At 38.4% G+C, this 24699-nt stretch carries 22 protein-coding genes and 2 tRNA genes; 15 read left to right on the forward strand and 9 right to left on the reverse strand.

Annotated features, from left to right (window positions below; translation table 11 throughout):
• The first annotated feature begins 26 nt into the window (after positions 1-26).
• From BUA72_RS17240 to BUA72_RS17305, 14 genes are all read left to right on the forward strand, one after another.
• Entirely contained in the window at positions 27-392 is a 366-nt protein-coding gene (locus tag BUA72_RS17240; protein ID WP_047456505.1) for an FtsL-like putative cell division protein, read from the forward strand.
• Positions 376-2367 (forward strand): penicillin-binding transpeptidase domain-containing protein, encoded by a 1992-nt coding sequence (locus BUA72_RS17245; RefSeq protein WP_072924235.1) that lies wholly within the window; start codon positions 376-378, stop codon positions 2365-2367. Before BUA72_RS17240 ends, BUA72_RS17245 begins: the two co-directional genes overlap by 17 nt.
• 65 nt (positions 2368-2432) lie before the next feature.
• Positions 2433-3893, forward strand: a complete 1461-nt coding sequence (locus BUA72_RS17250) for a UDP-N-acetylmuramoyl-L-alanyl-D-glutamate--2,6-diaminopimelate ligase (protein ID WP_072924236.1) — start codon at positions 2433-2435, stop codon at positions 3891-3893.
• A gap of 43 nt (positions 3894-3936) precedes the next feature.
• On the forward strand, positions 3937-4317 hold the full coding sequence (locus BUA72_RS17255) for a four helix bundle protein (protein WP_228407914.1): 381 nt from the start codon (positions 3937-3939) through the stop codon (positions 4315-4317).
• 40 nt (positions 4318-4357) lie between these two features.
• On the forward strand, positions 4358-5599 hold the full coding sequence (gene mraY, locus BUA72_RS17260) for a phospho-N-acetylmuramoyl-pentapeptide-transferase (RefSeq protein ID WP_034724610.1): 1242 nt from the start codon (positions 4358-4360) through the stop codon (positions 5597-5599).
• Positions 5600-5684: 85 nt separating this feature from the next.
• On the forward strand, positions 5685-7010 hold the full coding sequence (gene murD, locus BUA72_RS17265; RefSeq protein ID WP_072924239.1) for a UDP-N-acetylmuramoyl-L-alanine--D-glutamate ligase: 1326 nt from the start codon (positions 5685-5687) through the stop codon (positions 7008-7010).
• 67 nt (positions 7011-7077) lie between these two features.
• On the forward strand, positions 7078-8316 hold the full coding sequence (locus tag BUA72_RS17270; RefSeq protein ID WP_072924241.1) for an FtsW/RodA/SpoVE family cell cycle protein: 1239 nt from the start codon (positions 7078-7080) through the stop codon (positions 8314-8316).
• Positions 8317-8396: 80 nt separating this feature from the next.
• A complete protein-coding gene (gene murG / locus BUA72_RS17275) occupies positions 8397-9500 on the forward strand; it encodes an undecaprenyldiphospho-muramoylpentapeptide beta-N-acetylglucosaminyltransferase (protein WP_072924243.1) in 1104 nt (367 codons plus the stop codon).
• Between the two features lie 53 nt (positions 9501-9553).
• Positions 9554-10912, forward strand: coding sequence for a UDP-N-acetylmuramate--L-alanine ligase (gene murC, locus BUA72_RS17280; RefSeq protein ID WP_072924244.1), 1359 nt, complete (start codon positions 9554-9556; stop codon positions 10910-10912).
• Between the two features lie 72 nt (positions 10913-10984).
• A complete protein-coding gene (locus BUA72_RS17285) occupies positions 10985-11947 on the forward strand; it encodes a cell division protein FtsQ/DivIB (protein WP_072924246.1) in 963 nt (320 codons plus the stop codon).
• 109 nt (positions 11948-12056) lie between these two features.
• Positions 12057-13439, forward strand: a complete 1383-nt coding sequence (ftsA, locus tag BUA72_RS17290; protein ID WP_047456524.1) for a cell division protein FtsA — start codon at positions 12057-12059, stop codon at positions 13437-13439.
• Positions 13440-13550: 111 nt separating this feature from the next.
• Positions 13551-15473: a cell division protein FtsZ gene (ftsZ, locus tag BUA72_RS17295; RefSeq protein ID WP_072924247.1), complete on the forward strand. Its 1923-nt coding sequence runs from the start codon at positions 13551-13553 to the stop codon at positions 15471-15473.
• A gap of 91 nt (positions 15474-15564) precedes the next feature.
• Positions 15565-16011 carry a GatB/YqeY domain-containing protein gene (locus BUA72_RS17300; protein ID WP_047456528.1) on the forward strand — a complete coding sequence of 149 codons (447 nt, stop codon included), beginning with the start codon at positions 15565-15567 and terminating at the stop codon, positions 16009-16011.
• 455 nt (positions 16012-16466) lie between these two features.
• Entirely contained in the window at positions 16467-16877 is a 411-nt protein-coding gene (locus tag BUA72_RS17305) for a BrxA/BrxB family bacilliredoxin (protein WP_047456530.1), read from the forward strand.
• 117 nt (positions 16878-16994) lie between these two features.
• Here the strand turns inward: BUA72_RS17305 and BUA72_RS24515 are convergent.
• The 6 genes from BUA72_RS24515 to BUA72_RS17325 all read right to left on the reverse strand — a co-directional run bounded on the left by BUA72_RS24515 (position 16995) and on the right by BUA72_RS17325 (position 20680).
• Positions 16995-17082 (reverse strand) — tRNA-Arg (locus tag BUA72_RS24515).
• 60 nt (positions 17083-17142) lie between these two features.
• Positions 17143-17230 (reverse strand) — tRNA-Arg (locus tag BUA72_RS24520).
• A gap of 13 nt (positions 17231-17243) precedes the next feature.
• Positions 17244-18671 carry an aminotransferase class V-fold PLP-dependent enzyme gene (locus BUA72_RS17310; protein ID WP_072924249.1) on the reverse strand — a complete coding sequence of 476 codons (1428 nt, stop codon included), beginning with the start codon at positions 18669-18671 and terminating at the stop codon, positions 17244-17246.
• Between the two features lie 90 nt (positions 18672-18761).
• Positions 18762-19514, reverse strand: coding sequence for a hypothetical protein (locus BUA72_RS17315; protein WP_072924251.1), 753 nt, complete (start codon positions 19512-19514; stop codon positions 18762-18764).
• 16 nt (positions 19515-19530) lie between these two features.
• Positions 19531-19761: a sulfurtransferase TusA family protein gene (locus BUA72_RS17320; RefSeq protein ID WP_047455950.1), complete on the reverse strand. Its 231-nt coding sequence runs from the start codon at positions 19759-19761 to the stop codon at positions 19531-19533.
• A 22-nt stretch (positions 19762-19783) separates the two neighbouring features.
• On the reverse strand, positions 19784-20680 hold the full coding sequence (locus BUA72_RS17325; RefSeq protein ID WP_047455949.1) for a DMT family transporter: 897 nt from the start codon (positions 20678-20680) through the stop codon (positions 19784-19786).
• 504 nt (positions 20681-21184) lie between these two features.
• Between BUA72_RS17325 and BUA72_RS17330 the strand changes: the two genes are divergently transcribed.
• The gene (locus BUA72_RS17330; protein WP_047455948.1) at positions 21185-22699 is read left to right on the forward strand and encodes a GH3 auxin-responsive promoter family protein; all 1515 of its coding nucleotides are present in this window, start codon (positions 21185-21187) and stop codon (positions 22697-22699) included.
• 168 nt (positions 22700-22867) lie between these two features.
• Here BUA72_RS17330 and BUA72_RS17335 read toward each other — a convergent pair whose 3' ends face one another.
• The 3 genes from BUA72_RS17335 to BUA72_RS17345 are packed head-to-tail and all read right to left on the reverse strand — an operon-like array spanning position 22868 to position 24679.
• Positions 22868-23245 carry a hypothetical protein gene (locus BUA72_RS17335; protein ID WP_047455947.1) on the reverse strand — a complete coding sequence of 126 codons (378 nt, stop codon included), beginning with the start codon at positions 23243-23245 and terminating at the stop codon, positions 22868-22870.
• A 41-nt stretch (positions 23246-23286) separates the two neighbouring features.
• Entirely contained in the window at positions 23287-23649 is a 363-nt protein-coding gene (locus tag BUA72_RS17340; RefSeq protein WP_072924252.1) for a hypothetical protein, read from the reverse strand.
• Between the two features lie 4 nt (positions 23650-23653).
• Entirely contained in the window at positions 23654-24679 is a 1026-nt protein-coding gene (locus tag BUA72_RS17345; protein WP_228407915.1) for an endonuclease/exonuclease/phosphatase family protein, read from the reverse strand.
• Positions 24680-24699 lie beyond the last annotated feature (20 nt).

Here is a 24699-nt window from a genome sequence, read left to right on the forward strand (position 1 = left end):
TGTAAACAAATTGACATAAAAAAACTTTGGCAAAACGAACAACAAATCGCCCTCAGAAAAGACTCACTTTTATAGACATTATAAAAGGAAACTTTCTGAACCGTGATGAGATCAAAACTCATTACAAGTATTTTTTACTGTTGTTCATTCTGATGATGGCCATGATTTACAGCAATCACCTGGTCAACAAAAAGATCAAAATTGTCAATGCTTTAAAAGAAGAAACTGAAGAATACAAATCGAGAAACGCTTACGCCCAGAGTAAGCTGATCAAAGTAAAAATGGAATCGCAACTGGGGAAGGAAGTAGCAAAGGACTCACTGATGACTTTGGAAAACCATCCTCATAAACTGCTAATAAAACTAGACAGTACAGATGCAAAAACAAAATGAATACGATAACAAACGTAAAAAGACGTTAAGATGGGGCTACCTGTTCGCAGTGGGAGTTCTGTGCGTATTTGTGATGTTTCTTGCGAGAATTGTAATCCTGCAAAACACTAACGTTCAGGAAATTAAAGACGATTACATTAATAAAAACTACCGAGAAGCCACCTTGAAGGCTGCCCGTGGAAACCTCTTTGCTTCAGACGGATCTATTCTTGCCACAACCGTAATGCGCTATGACATCTATCTTGATTTTAAAACAATGAAAGATACGATCTACAGCAACAACATCGGGGCGCTGACAGATTCATTAAGCAAAATGTTCGGAAAATCCAGAGGAGAATTCAGACAGAAATTTGACGAGCAAAAGAAAAAGAAAAACCAGTACTATACTTTAGTGAAAGGCCTTGATTTCGACCAGTACGACAGAATCAGGAACTTCCCTATCTTCAAAAAAGGGAAAAACAAAGGCGGTTTTATCGTAGACCGAAATTATAAGAGAGAGCTTGCTACTTCAGAAATTGGTGCCGGAACCATCGGTATCGATAATGGTGAAGTAAAAGCAGGCCTGGAAGGCGCTTTCTCAAAATATCTTACCGGAACAGACGGAAGAAGACTGGAACAAAGAATCAATTCATCACAATGGAAACCTATCGATTACTGGAAAGTAAAAGAACCGATAGACGGTGAAGATGTATATACCACTTTAGACCTTAGAATTCAGGACATTGCACACTCTGCTTTAGAGAAGCAGCTGATCACTTATGAAGCCAAACACGGAACAGTGATCGTCATGGAAACAGAAACCGGAAAAGTACGTGCCCTGGTTAATCTGAGAAGAACAGAGTCCGGAGAATACGAAGATTCTTACAACTATGCCTTAAAAGATAATATCGAACCGGGTTCTACTTTTAAAACCATCTCTCTTTTGGCAGCAATGGATGATGGATTTATTGATGAAAATACAACAGTAGATGTAGGAAACGGAGTTTGGACGTACGCAAAACAGAGAATTTCTGACGGCCATGGTGGAGGAATTTATGATATCAGTGACGTTTTAGCGAAATCAAGCAACGTAGGAACTTCAAAACTGATCACAAAATATTACGCAGATAAGCCACAGATTTTCCTTGACCACCTGAAAAGATGGAAATTATTCGATAAAATGGATATTGAACTTCCGGGAATCACAAAACCGAAGATTCTTACTCCACAACATAAAAGATGGAATGCCGCAACGCTCGCTTCTATTTCTTACGGATATTCATCCAACATCAACCTGTTACAGTTAACAACCTTCTATAACGGGGTTGCTAACGGTGGTAAAATGCTGAAGCCATTATTCATTGATAAGATCATGAAAGACGGTAAAGTCATGTACAGCGCAAAACCGGAAGTTATGGTCAACAAAATGGCCTCAGAAAAAGCCATTAAGATGATGACCAGCGCACTGACGAAAGCCGTAGAAAAAGGAACCGGACGAAGCATCTTCACCCCCAACCTTAAAATGGCAGGAAAAACAGGAACCGCAAGATTTGAATACTGGCTCCCGGGTCCCATGAAATACCGAGCATCATTCGCAGGATTCTACCCGGCAGATCATCCCAAATACACGTGTTATGTGATGATCAGTGAGCCTAATACCGCAATCGGGTTTTACGGAGGTCCCGTGTCAGCACCGGTGTTTAAGGAAATTGCAGGAAAAACATTCCTGAAAACGCCTCAGAATATAGAAAAAGAAATGCTGGTAGATAGAAAGGTGAACCTAAGCAAAATGGTAGAACCGAATGTCAAAGTAGCGGTCAACAATAAACAGATGCCGAATGTAGTCGGACTCATTGGTAAAAATGTAATTCCACAATTGGAAAATCTAGGTTACCGCATTGATTATAAAGGGGTAGGAAGAATTAAAGAACAGTTTCCTCTGGAAGGCACCATAATCAGCAAAAACCAGAGAATTTATTTGTCTCTGCAGAATTAAAATAGAAAACCCAGTCCCAAAGGGACGATTTAACAAAGAATAGGATGAAATCCTATTGATAAAAAATGATAATAACAGAATTATTAAAAAGAATCCCAGTTTTAGAAATTCACGGCGATGACGCCCGTGACATCTCAGAATTGGTTTTCGACAGCAGAAAGATTACGGAAAACTCATTGTACGTAGCAGTGAGAGGAACCGTTGCAGACGGACATTCATATATTGCATCATCTGTTGAAAAAGGTGCAAAAGCAGTCGTGTGCGAAGAATTTCCTGAAATATTGAATGAAGATGTAACCTACATTAAGGTGAAAGATTCATCTCAGACTTTGGGACATCTGGCATCCAACTTTTATGGAAATCCATCCCAGAAACTTAAATTAATCGGAGTTACCGGAACCAATGGAAAAACATCAGTGTCTACCCTTCTGTTTGATGTATTCAAAAATCTAGGATATGATTCTGCACTGCTTTCCACGGTGGAGATCAGAATTGCGGATGAAATAATTCCTGCAACACATACAACTCCGGATGTGATTACCATCAATAGAATATTAGCCGAGGCGGTTGAAAAAGGCTGTGAATTCGCTTTTATGGAGGTAAGCTCCCATGGAATTGCACAGAACAGGATTGAAGGTCTGCATTTCAAAATGGCAGGATTCACCAACCTTACCCACGACCACCTGGATTATCATAAAACATTCGACGAATATCTTAAAACCAAGAAAAGGTTTTTCGATGGACTTGAAGATACTGCCGTAGCCATCACCAATGTAGATGACAAAAACGGAATGGTGATGCTTCAGAATACAAAAGCTAAGAAAAAGTCTTACGCTCTGAAGACCATGGCAGATTACCACGGAAAATCTTTAGAAATTGACTTCAACGGAATGCTGCTGAATTTCAACGGAAAAGAATTCTGGACGACATTGACAGGACGATTCAATGTATACAATTTACTGCTGGTTTTCGGAATCGCAACAGAACTTGGTTTTGAGCAGGATGAAATTTTGCAGGCGATCAGTAAACTGAAAAGAGTTTCGGGAAGGTTTGAAACATTCAAGTCAGACGGTGGAATTTTCTTCATCGTAGATTATGCTCATACACCGGATGCTTTGGAAAATATTCTGGACAGCATTAATGACATCAGAACCAAAAATGAGAGACTGATCACCGTTTTCGGATGCGGAGGCGACAGAGATCACTCCAAAAGACCTGAAATGGGAAATATTGCCACCAGAAAATCAACACTGGCAATCATCACTTCAGACAATCCGAGAACAGAAGATCCTGCCCAGATCATCAAAGAAATTGAAGCAGGTGTTGAATCTCAAAACTTCAGCAAATACACTTCAATTCCGGACAGAAAAGAAGCCATCAAAATGGCGATCAAGTTTGCAGAGCCTAAAGATATTGTTTTAGTAGCCGGAAAGGGCCACGAAACCTATCAGGACATTAATGGTGTTAAACATCATTTTGACGACAAAGAAACGATCAACGAACTTTGGAAGTTAATGAGTAAATAAAGAAGATTAAAAGATTCAATTCATTTAAAGATTTAAAAATTTGATGATGACCAAAAATTTTGAAAATTTCCCTGTTTACATCAAGAGCTTAGATTTAATTGAAAAAGTATATCAATTTCTCAGAAGTGAGAATTTAGAACGAGAATTTGAATTTAATAATCAAATAAAAAGAGCCGGATTTTCAATATCCAACAATATTGCAGAAGGTTCAGAATATAATAACAACAGACAGTTTATTAAATATTTAAAAATTGCAAAAGGCAGTTGTGCCGAAGTTAGAAGTATGATGATTGTAAGTAAAAGATTAAAATTAGGAGACGAAAATAAAGCTGAGGAAATCATTAATCTTTCACGGGAAGTTTCTTCTAATATTTCAAACTTTATTAAGTATTTAAGTGAAAATATGGAGAAACCCCATCTTTAAATCTTTAAATAAATTAAATTTTTAAATTAAAAAAAAGAACATGCTATACTATCTATACGAATACCTAACCAGTCAGGGAATCCACATACCGGGATTGGGAATGCTGAAATACATTTCTTTCCGTGCCGGAATAGCTGTGCTGTTTTCTTTGGTCATTGCTTTGGTCTATGGAAAAAGGATCATCAATTATCTGAGAGCAAAACAGATGGGCGAATTGGTACGTGACCTTGGATTAGACGGACAGAAGCAGAAAGAAGGGACTCCTACCATGGGAGGACTTATCATTATTATTGCAACGATCATCCCGGTGCTGCTCTTTACGAGAATCACTAATGTGTATATCGTTCTGCTACTGGTTTCCATGTTGTGGATGGGTGCTATAGGTTTCGTAGATGATTATTTAAAGAAAGTAAAGAAAAATAAAGACGGTCTGAGTGGGAAATTCAAAATTGTAGGCCAGGTTGGTTTAGGGCTAATCGTCGGAGTTACAATGTATTTTCACCCGGACATCACCGTTAAAAGAAAGTACGCGGATGCAAAAGTGGTGAACCGAAACAATGTAGAACAGAACTTTATGCCAACAGAAAAGATCACTGTTTCTACCGTACCGTTTGCCAAGAACAATGAGTTTGATTACAGCGGAATACTTTTCTGGATGAATGATAAAGATGCCCATGAGTGGGCATGGATTGTCTTTATCCCGATCGTTATTTTCATTGTAACAGCCGTTTCAAACGGAGCCAATATTACGGATGGAATCGACGGGCTCGCGGCAGGAACCAGTGCCATAATACTGCTCACCCTCGCCCTGTTCGCCTACCTTTCTGGGAACATTATTTTTGCGGACTATCTCAATATTATGTTCCTCCCGAATATGGGTGAAACCACGATTTTCGCAGTAGCCATGGTAGGTGCCGTAATCGGATTCTTCTGGTACAATACCTATCCTGCCCAGGTTTTTATGGGCGATACAGGAAGTCTGATGCTGGGAGGAGTGATTGCCGTTTTAGCGATCATCCTGAGAAAAGAACTTCTGATTCCGGTATTATGCGGAATCTTCCTGATTGAAAACGTATCGGTAATGCTACAGGTCGTTGTTTTCAAATACAGAAAAAGAAAATATGGGCTGGATTACGCTCAGAATAATAGATTTTTTAGAATGTCACCATTACACCACCATTATCAGAAAGGAGGTTTCCATGAGAGCAAGATCGTCAACAGAATGATCATCATCGGAGTAATGCTGGCTATAGTATGCCTGATCACATTAAAAATGAGATAAAACCTTGTGTAAAGTATGAAGTATTAATACAAAACCAAATTACATTAATACGTTTTTACATTATACATTTTACAAAAGAATAGATATGAAAATAGTTGTTTTAGGAGGTGGAGAGAGCGGATGCGGAGCTGCTTATTTAGCGAAAAAACAGGGTCTGGAGGTTTTTCTTTCAGACAAAGGAGCTATTAAGGATAACTACAAGCAGTTTTTAGCCGAAAATGAAATTGAATTTGAAGAAGGAAACCACAACGAAGAAAGAATTTTAAATGCAGACTGGATCGTAAAAAGCCCGGGAATTCCCAAAAAGGCAGAGATCGTTCACAAAATTCACGAGAAAGGAATCAGACTTTCCTCTGAAATTGAGTTCGCTTCAGAATTTACGGATGCCAAAATCATTGCCATCACAGGAAGCAACGGAAAAACAACGACAACTTCCCTGATCTACTACATCCTGAAAAATGAAGGATTAAATGTAGGATTGGGAGGAAATATAGGATACAGCTTTGCAAAACAGGTAGCTGATGAAAACCATGAATATTATGTGTTGGAGGTAAGTTCTTTCCAACTGGATGATATTCAGAACTTCAGACCTTATATCTCTCTGCTGCTGAATCTATCTCAGGATCACCTGGATCAGTACAACTACAATTATGAAGAATATGCTTTAGCTAAATTCAGAATTGCTGAAAACCAGGAAAACGACAATTTCTTCATCTACAACAAAGATGATGAAATGAGCAAGACCATTCTTGAGAAGCTGGAAATAAAAGCGAAAATGATTCCCTTCTCGACAAAAGAAAAATTGTCTGAAGGTGGTTTCATTGATGGCGATGAGATCGTAGTCAAAATGAAGGATGAGTTTTCCATGAAGATGGACAAGCTTTCCCTTCTTGGAAATCACAATGTCGCCAATAGCTTAGCCGCTTCAATAGCCGGTAAAATATTGGAAATCAACAATGAAAGCATCAGAAATTCACTGATGACTTTCCAGGCGGTAGAGCACAGACTTGAATTCGTAACGGAGACCAATGGTATAAAATATATCAACGATAGCAAGGCAACGAATGTAAATGCGACCTACTACGCTTTAGAAAGCATGAAAACTCCAACAGTTTGGATCGTGGGAGGATTAGATAAAGGAAACGACTACTCAGAAATTGAGGAGCTTGTTAAAAGAAAAGTAAAAGCCATTGTATGTCTTGGAATAGACAATACAAAGATCATAGACTTCTTTAAAGAAAAAAAAGAATTCATCTATGATACATCAAGCATGGAAGAAGCCGTGAAAATATCAAAATCACTGGCCAAAAGCGGAGATACCGTTTTACTTTCCCCATGCTGCGCAAGTTTTGACCTGTTCAAAAGCTATGAGGACAGAGGAAAACAGTTTAAAGAGCAGGTATTAAAGTAAGTAAAAAGTAAAATGTCGGGTGTAAAAAGTACATTTTACTTTGTACATCATACATGAATACAAAAATATGGACGAACAGAACACAGAAAACAGAATTGAATTTCTAAAGGGCGATAAAGTACTTTGGATGGTCATCCTTGTGATCTCCATTTTCTCTATTTTCCCTGTATACTCTGCAAGTTCAAATCTGGAATATATCGTTAATAACGGGACCACAACAGGTCACGTTATCAAACATATGTTCTTTGTGGTCTTAGGTCTTGTGATCATGAGAGTGGTGGGAATGGTGAAATACGAGTACATAGGAAAGCTCAGCAGTATTCTGCTAGGTTTAATGATTGTCCTTCTTGTAGTTACCATGTTTACGGGTCAGACCATTGATGGAGCCAGTGCTTCAAGATGGTTGAAAATCCCCGGAACCCCGATCTCATTCCAGCCTTCGTCATTTGCGTTTTTAATGCTGATCATTTATCTCTGCAGATATCTGACCAAGAAAATAACCCGGGAAAGACTTCCGATAGAGAACATTATGTACATCTTCGGTCCTATCCTGTTGGTATTTGTACTGGTAGCAAAGGACAACGGTTCTACGGCATTGATGATCTTACTGGTTTCCGTGATTGTTCTGATTATAGGACAGCTACACTGGAAATACATTGCCGGGTTCATCTCTTCCTCATTTGTAGCCATTGTTCTCTTCCTGATTATCGCATTAAACACCAACCTGATCGGCGGAAACCGTGTGCATACATGGATGAGTCGTATTGAAACATTTACCTCCAGCAAAGCAAAAACCGCTGATGTAGATGATGAAAGCGTAAAAGCTAAAAACTATCAGGTAATGCAGGCCAAAGCCGCCATCGTGCATGGTGGAATTACCGGAATGGGACCTGGAAAAAGTGCATTGAAACAGATGCTTCCACAGTCTGCCTCCGATTTTATATTTGCCGTGATTGTAGAAGAATACGGACTGATTGGTGCCGCTTTTCTGATATGTCTGTATCTTATTATGATGATCAGAATCGTGATGATCGCCAGCAAAATGCCCGCCTTTTTCGGGTCCCTGCTCGTGCTCAGTCTCGGGGTGATGATCTTCATTCAGCTAGCAGTGAATATTGCTGTAGCAGTTAATCTGATCCCGGTAACAGGACAGCCGCTGCCACTGATAAGTTACGGAGGAACCTCTATGCTGGTCACCTACCTCCAGCTTGGAATTATTTTAAATATAAGCTCAAGAATCCAGATATACGATGAAGAAGGAATGGGCAAAAAACAAAGCGTAGCAGAAATTAATGATATAGCATAAAGAGTCCCAACGGGACGATTTAACAAAAGATAGGACGCAGTCCTATCATAGTATAAGCAGCCCATCAACATAAAAAGAAAATGAACAAGAAACTAAAAGTATTACTATCAGGCGGCGGAACAGGAGGACACATCTTCCCGGCTATCGCTATCGCAGACGAAATCAGAAAAAGATTTCCTGATACTGAATTTTTGTTCATCGGAGCCAACGGAAAAATGGAAATGGAAAAAGTTCCGCAGGCAGGTTATAAAATTGAAGGAATTGATATTGCCGGAATCGACAGAGGAAATATGCTGTCGAATTTAGGGTTGCCTTTCAAAATTTTGAAAAGCTTATCCAGATCAAAGAAGATCATTAGAAATTTTGCTCCCGATTTTGCAGTTGGAACCGGAGGTTTTGCAAGCGGTCCGGCTTTGTATGAAGCCAGTAAATTGGGAATTCCCATCTTTATTCAGGAGCAGAACGCCCATGCAGGCGTAACCAATAAAATATTAAGTAAGAAAGCCAAAGCTGTTTTCACGGCTTATCCAAAAGTGGAAGGTTTTCCGGCTGAAAAAATAAAGTTTCTGGGAAATCCTATTCGTGAGAATATCATCACAGGAATGATGGCAACAGATCTTGCAAAAGAAAAAATGGGACTGAGTAAAGATAAACTTACCATTCTTTCAGTAGGTGGTTCTTTGGGCTCCAGAACATTAAACAATGCTTGGAGATCTCATTTAAATGAACTTGTCAATAAAGACTATCAGCTCATCTGGCAAACAGGAAAGCTTGATTATAAAGATATTTTAGAAGAAACAAAAGATACCGAAAGCAGAAATATCCACATCAATGAATTCATCAAAGACATGGAAACAGCTTATTCTGCAGCAGACATCATTGTTTCAAGAGCCGGAGCTATTGCCATTTCAGAGTTGGCAGTTGCTAAAAAGCCGGTTCTTCTGGTCCCTTTCCCATTTGCGGCGGAAGACCACCAGACCAAAAACGCCATGAATCTGGTTGAAAAAAATGCAGCCAGAATGGTAAAAGACTCTGAAATGCAGGAAAAATTCTGGGATACCCTGGAAGAGATTTGCAGCAGTGAAAGTTTAAGAAATGAAATGTCTCAGAATCTGGAATATTTTGCCAAGCCCAATGCCGCAAAAGAGATTGTAGATGAGATATTTAGCATGTTAATGAGATAATTTGATAATAGGTTAATTCTTCAATCATTTAATCTTTAAATTTTTTAATAAGTATGAAAATTCTTGAAACATATCAAAATTATTACTTCGTAGGAATCGGAGGAATTGGAATGAGTGCTTTGGCGCGTTATTTCAATGCTTCGGGCAAAAAAGTGCTGGGCTATGACAAGACCAATACCAAACTTACGACCCAACTGATGAAAGAAGGAATTGATATTGTTTTCGAAGATCATATTGACGAAAAAGTAACCGGACTTCAAAAAGAAAATACGCTGGTTATCTATACTCCTGCCATCAAAACATTGGGGATCTTAGATTATTTCAACCAGAATCAGTTTGAAGTTTTAAAACGTGCCAAAGTTTTAGGGTTGATCACAGAAAATACGGACTGTATCGCTGTAGCCGGAACTCACGGAAAAACAACAACTTCCACATTGGTTTCACACCTGTGCAAAGAAGCTGACCTGCCGTTTTCATGCTTTTTAGGCGGTATTTCTGAAAATTTCAAATCAAACTTCCTGTATAACGGCACACAATATTCGGTTGTAGAAGCAGATGAATATGACAGAAGCTTCCTGACCCTTTCTCCTGACTGGGCCGTGGTAACTTCCACTGATGCTGACCACCTGGATATTTACGGCGACAAAAGCCATATTGAAGAAGGTTTCAAACAGTTTGCAGCACTCGTTCCGAATGACAGACAGTTATTTGTAAGAAAAGGACTGGACATCGGCCGGGACCATCAGACTTACGCCGTCAATGAAAAAGCAGATTACTATTCAGACAACCTGCGCATGGATCATGATAAGATCTATTTTGATTTCCATACTCCGTCTGAAACGGTAAAAGATTTTGTTTGGGAAATCCCGGGCATCCATAATGTGGAGAATGCGACAGCAGCACTGGCTATCCTTCACAATTTAGGCGTAGATTTTGAAACGCTGAAAAAGGCTATTGCCAATTTTAAAGGAATTAAAAGAAGATATACCAAGCATATTTATCCAAACGGTAAAATTTATATCGATGATTATGCCCACCATCCGACAGAGATCAATGCGGTAGTGAGCTCAATCAGAACATTTTATCCGGAGAAAAAACTGTTGGTGGTTTTCCAGCCGCATCTTTTCAGCAGAACGAGAGATTTCGCTGACGGATTTGCAGAAAGTTTAAGCAAAGCAGATGAACTGATCCTTCTTGATATTTACCCGGCAAGAGAACTTCAGGAAAATTTCGAAGGAATTACATCCGGCTGGTTATTGGAAAAAGTGAATTTAGATAAAAAAGAAAGATCGGATTTGTCCGATGCTTTTGATAAAATAAAAGAAAAAGATTTTGACATCCTTCTCACGGTAGGCGCAGGAAACATTGATACCCTGTATGATCCTATCGCAGAATGGATTGCAAAAAAATAACAGTGAAAAATTAATAATGAACAATGAATCAGTTTCTGATATCTGACATCTGGAATCTGACATCTTAGAATTATGAAAAATAAATACAGAATATTAAAAATTGCTGTCACAGTGATCATCCTTGGATTACTGCTGAGTTTCTCATTGAATAGATTCAGCGGCCAGAAGATCACGGACAATAAGATTTCTGTAAAAATGAATGAAAAAACTCCGGTATACTTCATTGATGAAAAAGATATCCGGGAAATTGTAAAAAAAGAAAACCCTTCCGGAAAAGTAGGAGACCTGAATATTCCGGTATTGGAAAAGAAGATCAATTCACTTCCGGCCGTAGACAGTGCCAATGTCTATTTGAATTTAAACGGGAAGCTTTACTTGGATATTAAGCAGAGAGTTCCTGTGTTCAGACTGAATAAAGACGGAAGAGACTTCTATGTAGATGAAAAAGGAGTTGAATTCCCAATTTCCAAAACCTACTCGCATCCTTGTATGCTGGTAACAGGAAATATCAATCCGGATGAGTATGAAAAACTGGCAGAATTAGTGGAAAAGATTGATAAAGATGATTTCAGTAAAAAATTCTTTATCGGAATTTCAAAAAGCAAAGGCGACTATAATCTTCTCACCAGTGACGGAAATTATAAAGTAGAAATAGGAGATCTTGATAATATTGAATTTAAAGTTAAAGGGTTAAAAACTTTCGTGGAAAAATACCTGGTATTTCAGGATCCCCAAAAGTACAGCATGGTTTCTGTGAAATACCAAAACCAGATTGTAACCACTTTAAATCCCTATTTCAAAGAAAACGACAGTATTCTGAAAGCAGGAAATCTGGAACTGGCCAAAGCCCCGGCACTGGCTGCAGCTAAAAAACCGGACGTAATGCCTAAAACTGAAACGAAGAAAGCAAAAACACCTGCAGCTAAGCCTAAGGAAAAAGCAAAGCCAAAAACGACCGCCAAACCAAAGGAAACTAAAAAAACAGAGAAAAAGCCCACGGCAGCAAAGCCCAAAGCAAAGGTAAAAATAGAATAAAGAGTCCCAAAGGGACGATTTAACATAGAATTGGATAAAATCCAATTGATTAAAAAAACGGGACACGTCCCAGACATGAAAAAGCAGAAAAAAATCAAATCGACATAAAATGGAAAATCAAGAGTATTCAGTAGGTCTGGACATCGGGACAACGAAGATTGTCGCGATTGTCGGACGGAGGAATGCACACGGGAAGATAGAAGTTCTCGGCGTTGGGAAGGCCAAAAGTCTTGGAGTTCATAAAGGTATTGTGAATAATATCTCACAAACCATTAATTCAATCAAGGCGGCCGTTTCTGAAGCACAATCCAGCGCAGGAGTTCCTATCCGTAAGGTCACAGTAGGTATTGCAGGAAAACATATCCGTTCTCTTCAGCATTCCGACTATATCATGCGTGAGCATCCGGACAAATTTATTACAGACGATGACATCGAAGCCCTGAAAGATCAGGTAAAAAAGCTGGTGATGCTTCCCGGAGAAGAAATCATCCATGTTCTTCCCCAGGAATATAAAGTGGATTCCGAAGGTGAAATTCAGGAGCCTGTAGGAATGCATGGAAAGCGTTTAGAAGCCAACTTCCATGTGGTAGTAGGACAGATGGGCAGCATCAGAAACATCGCAAGATGTGTAAGAGAAGCAGGCCTTGAAATGGAAGCCCTTACCCTGGAACCTCTGGCATCTTCAGAAGCTGTACTAACGAAAGAAGAAAAAGAAGCCGGCGTTGCTATCGTAGATATAGGCGGCGGTACTACAGATATTGCGATCTTCAAAGATAATATCATCCGTCATACCTGCGTCATTCCTTACGGAGGCGGTATCATTACGGAAGATATCAAAGAAGGATGCTCCATTATCGAGAAACATGCAGAACAATTGAAAGTAAAATTCGGTTCTGCAGTTCCGGAACTGGAAAAAGACAGCACATTTGTAACCATTCCCGGACTTCACGGAAGACCGGATAAAGAGATTTCCCTTAAAACGCTGGCGCAGATCATCAACGCGAGAGTAGAAGAAATCCTTGAAATGGTAAATACAGAATTAAAAGCTTACGGAGCATTCGAGCAAAAGAAAAAACTGATCGCAGGCATTGTCCTTACGGGAGGTGGATCCAACTTGAAGCACCTTCGCCAGCTTGCCAATTATACAACAGGTTTTGACAGCAGAATCGGATTTGCTAATGAATATATCGCAAACGACAAGAATCAGTACCTGAAAGGCCCGGAATTTGCTACTTCAATCGGCTTGCTGATGGAGAGTTTGAAGATTCGCGACAAAAAGCAGGGCGCTGAAACAGAAGAACTCGTGGAAGAGGAAATGGCCAATGCAGAAGCTGCTGTGGCACAGTCAGAAACAGTTCAGGCGGTTCAGCCTGCAGCGATGGTTCAGGAACAACCCGTTGTTAATGAGCAGCAGGAAAACAGAAGAGCGAAACTGACCTTCGGGCAGTCGCTTATGGAAAAAGTAAAAAAATTCTTTGAAGAAGTAGAGTAATATAAATGATAGAAGATCATTGATAATTGATAAATAAAAAGCTTTTTGCCCAACGCCATTTATCACTCATCAGTTATCATTCATCACTCATCAATTATAAAAAGCATAGTTATGGAAAATATAGGTACACAAGGATTTTCATTTGATTTGCCAAAAGGAAATTCATCCATCATAAAAGTAATCGGTGTAGGAGGCGGTGGAAACAACGCGCTGAAACACATGTACGAGAAAGGGATTTACGGAGTAGACTTCGTAGTCTGTAATACGGATGCCCAAACGTTAGATAATAACCCCGTTGCCAATAAAGTACAGCTTGGTACCACCATCACAGAAGGTCTTGGTGCCGGTGCTGATCCTGAAGTGGGGGAAAAATCTGCTATTGAAAGCATCGAAGAGATCAAAGCATCTATGGGCCAGAATACCAAAATGGTGTTCATTACTGCCGGAATGGGCGGTGGTACAGGTACCGGAGCTGCTCCTGTGATTGCTAAGGTAGCCAAAGACATGGGAATTCTTACCGTGGGTATCGTTACCGTTCCTTTCAGTTTTGAAGGGAAAAGAAGACTTGAACAGGCCGAAATTGGTCTTGAAAAGCTAAGAAATAATGTTGATTCACTTATTGTGATCAATAATGATAAATTAAGACAGCAGTTCGGAAACCTTGGATTCAAACAGGGATTCTCAAAGGCCGATGAAGTTTTAACCAATGCCGCGAAAGGAATGGCAGAAGTTATTACCGGTTACTTCGATGTAAACATTGACTTTAGAGATGCTAAATCTGTACTTCAGAACTCTGGTACGGCTCTGATGTCTACCGGAATTGCTTCAGGAGAAAACAAAGCAGAAGAAGCCGTTAAAAAAGCATTAGATTCTCCGTTGTTGAACGACAACAAGATTACCGGTGCTAAAAACGTCCTTCTATTGATCAGAAGTGGTGCGGAAGAAGTAACCATGGATGAGATCGGAGTAATCATGGACCACATTCAGAAAGAAGCAGGAAACACCGCTGATATTATTTTCGGGGTGGGTGCTGATGAAGAACTGGGAGATTCTGTAAGCGTTCTTGTTATCGCTACAGGTTTTTCAAATGACAGCAAAAGATTCGCGGGTCCTACAGAGAAGATCAGAATCAGTCTTAATGACAGTCTTGAAACACCAAAATCCTCTCCTTTCAAAACAAGAGAAGAAAGAGAAACAACGTCTGAGACAACGCGTGATTTCGGTGGAAAACACACGTTCAGACTGGATGACGAGGACAATGATGCCCCACAGTTCGGGATGACCTCTTCTGAAAAAAAAATGATCGTTGAGCAAGAAGACATTAAAACAGAAATAAAATTCTTTGATAAAGAGGAAGATACGCAGAACAGCGCTTCCCGTGACTGGAGAAATGAGGAAGAAGCAGAAGAAGAGTCTTACAGCTTATTCTCTTATGATGAAGAAGGAGAAGATCCAAATGATCTGGAAATTGAGTCTTTTAAATTTGATTTTGATGCCAGAAAAGATGAAACTCCGTCTACACCAGCTACGAGTGTTTTTTCAGATGAAAAACCTGTTGAATTCAGTTTCTTTGTAAACAATCAGCCTTCATCCAATGAGCCTAAGACTGACTACGGTCAGCCAAAAGCAGAGTTTACAGCACCTGCAAGTGCAGTAACTGAAATTCCGGTTCAGGCGGTTGAAGCGATCTTCCAGACAAGATATGAAGAGCCGAAAGCAGAAACAAAACCGGCTTTTGAAGAAAAAATAGAAATTGAAACTCCAAAACCTGCGGAATCAGAATTTACGTTCGTGAATAAAGCGGTTGACCAGGACAGAATTGTGGAGAGAAGAAATAAGTTAAAAGAATTCAATTCACGCTATCAAAGTTTTGACAGCACAAGCGAATTCGAATCTGTACCGGCTTTCAAAAGAAAGAACATCGCTATAGACGGAACCAATGCTTCAGACCAGAACATCAACACGTATCTGTCTGACAACAATGGATCTATGCAGGTGAGAGAGAACAGATTTTTAAATAAAGACGTTGACTAAATAATGTAACAATGTATCAATTTAACAGTGTAACAATTGCTTGTTCAAAATTGGTACATTGATACACTTTTACATTGATAAATTAAATACCATGAGTTTAGAAAATATCATAAGCGAAGCTATTAAAACAGCTATGAGAGCGAAAGACAGAGTAGCTCTGGACTCTTTGAGAGCTGTAAAAGCTCAAATTTTAAATTTACACACTGAAGCGAGAGGAGTTGAAGTTTCTCCGGAGCAGGAAATTGCGATCCTTCAGAGAATGATCAAGCAGCGTAAAGATTCGTTCGAGCAGTTTTCTGCACAGGGAAGAAATGACCTTGCGGAAGTGGAAGAAGCCCAGATGAAAGTGATTGAGCAGTTTTTGCCTAAGCAGCTGAGTCCGGAAGAATTGGAAGCAGAGATCAAAAAAATTATCTCAGAAACCGGCGCTGAGTCTGCCAAAGACTTAGGAAAGGTAATGGGAGCTGCTTCAAAAGCGTTAGCAGGAAAGTCAGACGGAAAAAGTATTTCCGAAATGGCGAAGAAGCTGCTTTCGTAAAACCGGGATACGTGGTGCGAGATTCGGGATTTACCGAAATACAAGCACGAGCCCAAAAAACAGGATATCCAACCTTTGCATATCGATTTGATTAAAGAATCCCGGAACGCTAGCGTTCCGGGATTCATTTTTTTGGATATTCATAATTATTAATTCAGTTGATCATGTTTAAAAAAACTGAATCGGTGTTACTTAACGGCTGATTCATGCCGAATTGAATAATTTGAATGCTCGAGGGAAAGCAGTAAATGTTTTTTTCATGGTCGTTTGTTTTTCAGAATCATTTCAAATTTAGTAAATATTTCTTATTATTCATAATTTTATTTCACATTTTTTTGAATATTATTGATATATTAATATTATATTAATTTTATCTGACTAAACGATTGATAGTTTTTATATATTGAAGAAAAGCTAAGAAATCATTAACTTTGTATCGATAAAAAACAAAATATATGTATCCAACAGATTTAGTAATGCCTATGAAGGCAGAACTTACAGATAAAGGTTTCCAGGATTTAACATCTCCAACGCAGGTAGAAGAGGCTTTAAAGCAGTCAGGAACTACCCTATTGGTGATCAATTCAGTTTGTGGATGTGCAGCGGGTGCGGCAAGACCGGGAGTTGTATATTCTTTGACGGGTGATAAAAAACCTGATCATTTAACAACTGTTTTTGCAGGATTTGATACGGAAGCTGTAGCAGAAGCTAGAAAGCATCTTGCTCCATTCCCTCCAAGCTCTCCATGTGTAGCACTTTTCAAGGATGGTGAATTGGTTCACATGCTGGAAAGACACCACATCGAAGGAAACCCTGCAGGCGCTATTGCAGCAAATCTTCAGGCTGCTTTTGACGAGTACTGCTAAGAGAAACAATCAAACAAATATGAACCCGCTACATGATCTGTAGCGGGTTTTTTATGATGAGTTTGGCCTATTTGTATAAAAACAAATTCTAACAGTAAATACTATACCCAATAAATGAAGAGAGAAAAGGATTCGAACCTTTGATGCGAAGAACGCATATATTGTCACGAAGACAATACGCCTTAAGCCACTCAGCCATCTCTCTTTGTATAAAATAAATGATCAGAATTTTGCAGTTAATACGACAGCAAACATCCAACAAATGAAGAGAGAAAAGGATTCGAACCTTTGATGCGAAGAACGCATATATTGTCACGAAGACAATACGCCTTAAGCCACTCAGCCATCTCTCTTTAAAAGATTTAGTTATGAAGAATATGATTTTTCATAGTAATTTTTTATTTTTTTCTCTATATCAAAGTAATCTTTGAGATCATTATCGAAATCTTTATGCTTATAATTAGTTTTATCAATCAGCTCATACTGCATGCGGTAAAAATCAATATTCCAGATGATTTTCTCGATGGATTGTACGAAGAATTCCAAATCTTTTTCCGTTGTGTAAAGACCTAAACTCACTCTAACCATTCCTCTATAGAGGTTAACGGATGATTCATCGTCAATATCCCACAATTCCTCTACTAAACAATCTTTTACAAAAGGATGGGAACAAAAACATTCATTCCTCACAGCAATTCCGAAATAATCATTTAAAATCAAAGAAGTCAGTTCGTGAGGGATGTTCTGTAAGTTCAGACAGATGACACCAACTTTGTTGGCAACATTTCCATTAGGATAAAGAATTACTTCCGGAATCTGGCTTAGCTCAGCATATAAATAATTGATCAGATGCTGTTCTTTAGCATAAACTTTCTCCATTTCTACATGTTGCATAAAATTGATTGTGCAGCCAAGTGATATGATTCCCGGAATATTTAATGTTCCCGCATGCTCTTTATCCGATAGATGTTCGGCTACTGTAAAATCTTTTAATGTAACCGAGCTTACCATTCCTCCTCCATAAAATATGGGTTCCATTTGAGCCAGGATTTCTTTCTTTCCAATTAATACTCCCGGAGATCCCGGAGTGTATATTTTGTGTCCCGAAAAAACAAAGAAATCGACAGAAGAAAGAGGATCTTCCTTATTGACTAATGAAACAGGTGCGTGCGCTACCAGCTGTGCCCCATCCACGATAATGTAAGCATCATATTGATGCGCCAGTTTGGCAATTTCATGGTAAGGAGAGATTTCACCGGAAACATTACTTGCACCGGTAATGGCTATATAGTTTACTTTTCTGTTAGAGCTTGCGAGCTGCTGTTCTATTTCAGCCAAATCAAAACCTATATAGGCCCCTTTTTCATCAAACCCTGAAATATACATTACTTTTTCATGATTAACACGATGGGGAAGATCATTAGAATGGTGCTCCATAGAAGATATCATAACGGTATCTTTTTCTGGCCTCAGTTTACTTAACCCCAGCGCGAGTCTATTTAACGGAAAAGTAACCCCGTTTCCAAGAAACACAACACCATATGTGTCATCTGCTCCTAAGAAATTTTTGATTGTATTTTCTGCCCATACAATAAGCTCGGTAGTAAATTTAGCCGCTGCATGTACTTTCGTGTGTGCGTTAGCATAATAGTTTAAATATTCCTGAGAGATTTCCTGTGAAGACCTCAAAGCCAGATTACTTGCTGCCGAATCTAAATAGATGCGTTCAGTTTTTTTCTGATCAGAAGTGTTAATGTACAGATCTGTTCCTATAAATAGCTCTTTATAATTCATAAAAGAAGTTTTGTGAAAAATTTAATGAAGTTTTTAGATGTAAATATTTGATGGCAGACATTTTATTATTGTCCTACTTCTTTTACAGCATTACGACCAATCTTTCTTGTATGAATTTTCTTCATCACAAAAAAAACTATGACAATAGCTTTTCAGATTATAGACTTCTGAGGCTACATATTCTCCCAATCGAACACGATCAACATATATGTCATTTGATATATGAATAATATCTTCTGACTGATGTTTATTATAAACCAAATGCAATAGCGTGGCTAAAATCAGATTACATTTTACACTGGCTCCTTCTCTCATTACGATCGGATTTCCATCCGGGCCCATAATAGTGTACGCTGTTTTAGACTCACTTATTTCGCACTGGTCATTATTAATACACCTCACAAGTGATTGCTCATTACTATTAAACAGGGTATATTTCTCCGGCGACACCTTATATCTTTTGCGAAATTCCAGCATCGCTCTATTTCTTACCGAGCTTTCAAAGTAAATATCTAACTCTGAACTTTTTACATCATACTGATCCAGAATCATCAAATAGTTTTCCGGGATTTTATAAAGTTCCTTAAACTCTTTTCTAAAAGAAATATCCACCCCTATATCATTAATCCATAAGTTAAATGAAACTTTATTTCCTTTGCTTTTTAAATACTTAAAAGATTCAAGACCCAGTTCGAAAGAATGTACTTCCGACTCTCCTTCATTAGAAAGATCTTCCAATCCATCTGCAATACAGTAATGCCCTGCAATAATTGATTGATTTTTCCCTTTGATATCTCTTAATTCCTTTTCAATAACACTAAAAGCACTTTTGGTTGAGTTCATAGCAACTATATATATATTATACCTTTAAAATTAAAAAAGAGTAAACGCCTGCAAGTTCAGTGTATTCCAGCAGGTTGCTTTTACCGTTTTGACAAAACCTCTGAACATCCGTCTTTGTATTAGGATCAGTGGCTATAAGCTTAATCTTATCACCGGCTAACGTTGTTTTTAAGACCTTTTTTAATCTTAATACCGGGATTGGACATGTTTCACCCGAAACATCCAAAATTGAAAAATCTGTTTTCATAACTTCTTAATTTCTTAGCGTATCACTTTTTAGATACTTTTGAAAGACCTATAAAAATTAATAGAATACCTGGATATATATACATACTGGGCGCCTCAGACAGGAATAAATACGCAAAAACAATCGCAAAAACAGGCTCCAGCAATAGAAGATTAGATAATAGTAAAGGAGGTAATTTTTTAGAGGCATACGCAAATCCAAAAGTGGGAATTGCTGTTGAGAAGATCCCCAGAGCAATAATGCTTAGTATATTAGAACTACTCAAACTCTCTAAATGAATCCCTACCTTATCAAATAACAAAATATAAAGAAATACCAAACCTCCAAAAAAACAGGTTCCAAGGGTTACACTTAAAGTATTTATTTGTTTGTTTAAAAGATTTTGCCTGTTAGAAATCATCACAAAAACAGCAAATAATAACGCCCCTGTTATGGCGAATATATGTCCCAATACTGACGAAGAAGAAACATTCAGCGGAGCACCAAGATGTGGATACATGATAACAGCCACTCCCAAAACGGCAACTATGGTTCCTATATATTCATTTTTTGAAATCGCATTGCCCTTCAATATCCTGAATAAAATCACAAAAAAGGGAGAGATACTTATCAATAGCGTTACTTCTCCAATAGGAGCTAGCATAAAAGCCATTGTTCCAAAAAAATAAGTCAGAAATAAAACCAAGCTCAGAATAACAATTATTTTATTCGAAAATAAATCTTTGAAAACCTGTTTGGTTTTTCTTTGAAAGAATAAGACCAGGAACAAAGCCAAACAAGTAATAATAAATCTTAGGGAAATAATAAGCAATGGAGACTTCAGGGAAGAAAGTCTTATAAAAACACCCACCATTCCCCAGCCCAATATAGAAGCTAAAGCAGTTATTAAAGACGAATTTCCATTCTGGTTGGTTGCCATTGTATTAGTTTTTTAATATTTTGAGAGACCTCTAATATTCCTTTAAAATTTTCCTATAATTTGTAAATAACAAATTAAATATTTCCCTGAAGAAATTTTAAAAATTTTGACTGCAGCAATATTAAACAAAAATATCACACAAACGTGAAAAAAATAAAAAAATGTAAAATCTCCATTTTATTTCACTTAATACCTACGTGATAAAAGGGGCGATAAGGTTGAAATACAAAAGAATAAATTACTGACAAACAATAAAATACAAAACATTTCACTTATAAGTAAATGCTAATTTTTTTAAATAAATTTTACAGAAAATAATTCAAAAAACTGAAAAATATTCTTTTAATTCTCTTGAAACAGATGTCCCAAAAAACACTGAAAGCAGCCGAGTCTTTCCTGTAAACATGGCTAAGATCTCAAGGAGGTCTTTGTTAATTTTCAGGGTTATTTTATTTAACGTGATAAAAATTCTCTAAAAATCCAAATATTATTATATTTGTTGGAATGGCAACAAAGGCACTTTTCAATACTGTCGTCAACTGGTTTATCCGTCAGAGGATAGATCAGATTCAGAATTTCATGGATCATCCCATTGAAACTCAGAAAGGTATACTCTTTTCTCAACTGTTTCATGCTGAAGACACCGAATACGGCAAAGCATATGGCTTTAATTCAATTTCCAGCTATCAGGACTTTAAAAACAAGGTTCCGATCGTTACCTATGAAGATTTCGAGCCTTTTATTGAAAGAGCAAGACAAGGGCACAAGGATGTGAGCTGGCCCGGATACATTAAACATTTTGCAAAATCCTCGGGAACAACCAATGCAAAAAGTAAATTCATCCCCATTTCCACCGAGAGTCTGGAATACTGCCACATGAAGGCCGGAAAAGATATGGTGTCTATCTACGCCAACAACCATCCTGAAAATCAGCTTTTTACCAATAAAAACCTGCGTTTGGGAGGCAGCTCTGAGCTCCATGCAGATTTTAACACCAAATTCGGGGATCTCTCCGCTATATTAATTGATAATCTTCCTTTTTGGGTAGAAATTACCACAACGCCAAGCAAAAAGGTCTCCCTGATGTCTGAGTGGGAAAGCAAGCTTAAAGCCATCACCTCAGAAGTGAAAAATGAAGATGTAGGAAGTATCCTCGGGGTACCGAGCTGGATGATGGTTCTTCTTCAAAGGGTGTTGAAAGAAACCGACAGCGGAAGTATTTCTGAACTCTGGCCTAATTTAGAGGTCTTTTTTCACGGTGGAATCAGTTTCAAGCCATACAAGGACCAATACAGGCAGATCATCGGTAAAAAGATCAATTACTACGAAATTTACAATGCTTCTGAAGGCTTCTTCGGGATCCAGGACAGATCGGACAGCGACGAAATGCTGCTGATGCTGGATTATGGTATTTTTTACGAGTTTATTCCGATGGATCAGTTTCATTTTTCCAATCCGAAAGTGGTGAGTCTGGAAGATGTTGAAGTAGGAAAAAACTATGCAATGGTGATTACTACAAACGGCGGACTGTGGAGATATCTGATCGGTGACACCGTGGTATTTACCTCTACCAATCCTTTCAGAATAAAAATTACGGGAAGAACCAAACATTATATCAATGCGTTCGGGGAAGAGCTTATGATCACGAATGTGGAATCTGCCCTTTCAAAGGCTTGTGAAGTGACCGGAGCAAGCATTACCGACTTTACCGGTGCTCCTGTTTTCATGAAAGAAAATGAAGGCGGTGCCCACGAATGGATCTTCGAATTCAGTCATCATCCGGATGATCTGGACCGTTTTACCGATGCTTTCGATCATCATTTAAAAACGATCAATTCGGATTATGAGGCTAAAAGATACAACAATCTGACGCTGAAAAGACCCATTGTCCACATCGCAAAACCCGATCTTTTCTATCAATGGCTGGAATCCAAAGGGAAACTAGGCGGCCAGAATAAAGTTCCTAGACTGAGCAACGACAGAGAATATATAGATCCTTTACTGGAACTTAACAGATAATGTAAGGAGAAAGGAAGCTTGATGAGGGAAGATGGAAGTTACAGAAGCCCACACATAAATATTAGGGCACTTCCCTAATCCCTAATTCCTCATCCCTAACCCCTAAAAACAACACATAAAAAAAACGCAGCCAAAATTTGACTGCGTTTTCTGTATTTTAGTATTTGATTATTTCTTTAGATCTTCCTTCAGTTTCTTCGCTCCCTCTTCCACTTTTGCAGCGCCTTTTGCAGCAGCATCTTTTACATCCTGGCCAACTTCTTTCGCTCCGGCCTTGATGTCTTTTCCTGCTTTATTAAGGTCTTCTTTCGTTTTCTGAGCAGCTTCGTCTATTTTGTTTCCGGCTGCATCTACTTTGGCTTTTACATCTTCCTTCGCCTTGTCTACTTTAGCGGTATCTACGTGAGGAGATGTTTCAGAAACGGTAGTTGTAGTGGTCGTTACCGATCCGTCAGTTCCTTCAACCTGTTCTGTTTTTGTTGTAGATTTTGTGCATGATACAGCAAATAGTGCGATGGCAGCTGCTGCTAAGATTTGTTTTTTCATATTGTATATTTTTTTAAAAGGTTTTTAATATTTGGTGAATTTTATTCTGTCTTCGCTCCATTGGTTGGCGGAGTGTCTGATGTTTTCTGTTTTTTCTCTGCATCCGTCTTCTTCTTTTCTTCTTCCAGTTTCTTTTTGTTCTCTTTTTCGAGCTCTTCTTTCAGCTTCTGTTCTTCTTTCTGAAGTTTTTCAGCCTGTTTTATAGAATCCTGGTATTTCTGTGATGACATTCTGATCTGGCGAACAATATCTACCGATGTCGCGCCTGCTGAAAATGAATCGACAGCAGCGGTATCATAATGAATTTTTACCTGCTCATCTGCTGCAAAACCCGGTGTTTCTTTCTTTGAACAGGCCGACAGCAAAAGCAGTATCACAAAAACCGCAGAGAGTAAATTTTTCATGGAACTAATTTAGCAGAAATTCTGCAATTACAGGATAGTGATCCGATAATTTTACAGAGTGGTCCACCTTATAGCTTAGAGGAACAATAGACTTTGAAGTAAAGATATAGTCAATTCTAAGAGGCACTTTATAATCATGAAAACTGGTTGACGCCCCGTTTCCTACCGTAAGAAATGCATCCTGAAGGTCTTTACCCAAGTTATAATATTCATAAGAATTGGGAACCGAGTTGAAATCTCCAGCCAGAATCACCGGATAAGGTGAAAAATCGATTACTTTACGGATTTTTCTGATCTGATCTTCATGGGCCTTAAAAGTAGGTGTCATATGAGAAATAAGGTTTGCTATCTTCCCGCCTTCTTTGGCAAAACCATCAAATTTAAGCATGGATTTGTGCAGTCTGAAAGGCTCCAGATATACATTCACCACTCTTATGATTTTTCCGTTGATATCTACATCAGCATAGAAAGAGTTTCCTCTTGCACTTTCTTCAATCAGCTTCTCCTGTCTTACAATTTTGTGTTTGGTCTTCAGAATCACTGAAGGATACTTTACCATATCCTTTCTGATAGCCCTGTTGGTGTCTTTTTCCTGAACCAGAATAATATCTGCATCCTGATCAGCGATGTATTTTTTCACTTTATCCCAACCGAAATCACCATATTTTACATTAAATGTAATGACTTTAATATCTCTGATAGACTTAAAACTTTCTGTTTTTGGGGAGAAATTAACCCATCGTCTTACAGGGTTATAAAAAAGAAATGTTCCTAATAAAAATGCTATGGCTATTTTCTTGCGTTTAACAATCCAAACCAATGTAAGCAGAACATATACGATAATCAGATAAGGGAAACCAAGCGAAAGAAGGTTTAGAGAGCCTAAAAAGTTAGGCGGAATCCATGCGTTACCCAGTGTGCATAAGAGCAACACGGCAACAACAATGTGAATAAATAGTAATAACTGGCTCGGCTTCATGAAATAACGGACTAGGGTACGATTCTCTTCATCAAAAACCCTACCAAGCACGAAAGCTTTAACTAATTTTA

It is taken from the genome of Chryseobacterium sp. OV279 (assembly GCF_900128945.1).
Classification (GTDB): domain Bacteria; phylum Bacteroidota; class Bacteroidia; order Flavobacteriales; family Weeksellaceae; genus Chryseobacterium.

Excerpts from the sequence above, each read along its gene's own strand:
- BUA72_RS17245 (WP_072924235.1), top strand. The coding sequence starts at position 376 with ATGCAAAAACAAAATGAATACGATAACAAACGTAAAAAGACGTTAAGA.
- BUA72_RS17250 (WP_072924236.1), top strand. The coding sequence starts at position 2,433 with ATGATAATAACAGAATTATTAAAAAGAATCCCAGTTTTAGAAATTCAC.
- BUA72_RS17255 (WP_228407914.1), top strand. The coding sequence starts at position 3,937 with ATGATGACCAAAAATTTTGAAAATTTCCCTGTTTACATCAAGAGCTTA.
- mraY (WP_034724610.1), top strand. The coding sequence starts at position 4,358 with ATGCTATACTATCTATACGAATACCTAACCAGTCAGGGAATCCACATA.
- murD (WP_072924239.1), top strand. The coding sequence starts at position 5,685 with ATGAAAATAGTTGTTTTAGGAGGTGGAGAGAGCGGATGCGGAGCTGCT.
- BUA72_RS17270 (WP_072924241.1), top strand. The coding sequence starts at position 7,078 with ATGGACGAACAGAACACAGAAAACAGAATTGAATTTCTAAAGGGCGAT.
- murG (WP_072924243.1), top strand. The coding sequence starts at position 8,397 with ATGAACAAGAAACTAAAAGTATTACTATCAGGCGGCGGAACAGGAGGA.
- murC (WP_072924244.1), top strand. The coding sequence starts at position 9,554 with ATGAAAATTCTTGAAACATATCAAAATTATTACTTCGTAGGAATCGGA.
- BUA72_RS17285 (WP_072924246.1), top strand. The coding sequence starts at position 10,985 with ATGAAAAATAAATACAGAATATTAAAAATTGCTGTCACAGTGATCATC.
- ftsA (WP_047456524.1), top strand. The coding sequence starts at position 12,057 with ATGGAAAATCAAGAGTATTCAGTAGGTCTGGACATCGGGACAACGAAG.
- ftsZ (WP_072924247.1), top strand. The coding sequence starts at position 13,551 with ATGGAAAATATAGGTACACAAGGATTTTCATTTGATTTGCCAAAAGGA.
- BUA72_RS17300 (WP_047456528.1), top strand. The coding sequence starts at position 15,565 with ATGAGTTTAGAAAATATCATAAGCGAAGCTATTAAAACAGCTATGAGA.
- BUA72_RS17305 (WP_047456530.1), top strand. The coding sequence starts at position 16,467 with ATGTATCCAACAGATTTAGTAATGCCTATGAAGGCAGAACTTACAGAT.
- BUA72_RS17310 (WP_072924249.1), bottom strand. The coding sequence starts at position 18,671 with ATGAATTATAAAGAGCTATTTATAGGAACAGATCTGTACATTAACACT.
- BUA72_RS17315 (WP_072924251.1), bottom strand. The coding sequence starts at position 19,514 with ATGAACTCAACCAAAAGTGCTTTTAGTGTTATTGAAAAGGAATTAAGA.
- BUA72_RS17320 (WP_047455950.1), bottom strand. The coding sequence starts at position 19,761 with ATGAAAACAGATTTTTCAATTTTGGATGTTTCGGGTGAAACATGTCCA.
- BUA72_RS17325 (WP_047455949.1), bottom strand. The coding sequence starts at position 20,680 with ATGGCAACCAACCAGAATGGAAATTCGTCTTTAATAACTGCTTTAGCT.
- BUA72_RS17330 (WP_047455948.1), top strand. The coding sequence starts at position 21,185 with ATGGCAACAAAGGCACTTTTCAATACTGTCGTCAACTGGTTTATCCGT.
- BUA72_RS17335 (WP_047455947.1), bottom strand. The coding sequence starts at position 23,245 with ATGAAAAAACAAATCTTAGCAGCAGCTGCCATCGCACTATTTGCTGTA.
- BUA72_RS17340 (WP_072924252.1), bottom strand. The coding sequence starts at position 23,649 with ATGAAAAATTTACTCTCTGCGGTTTTTGTGATACTGCTTTTGCTGTCG.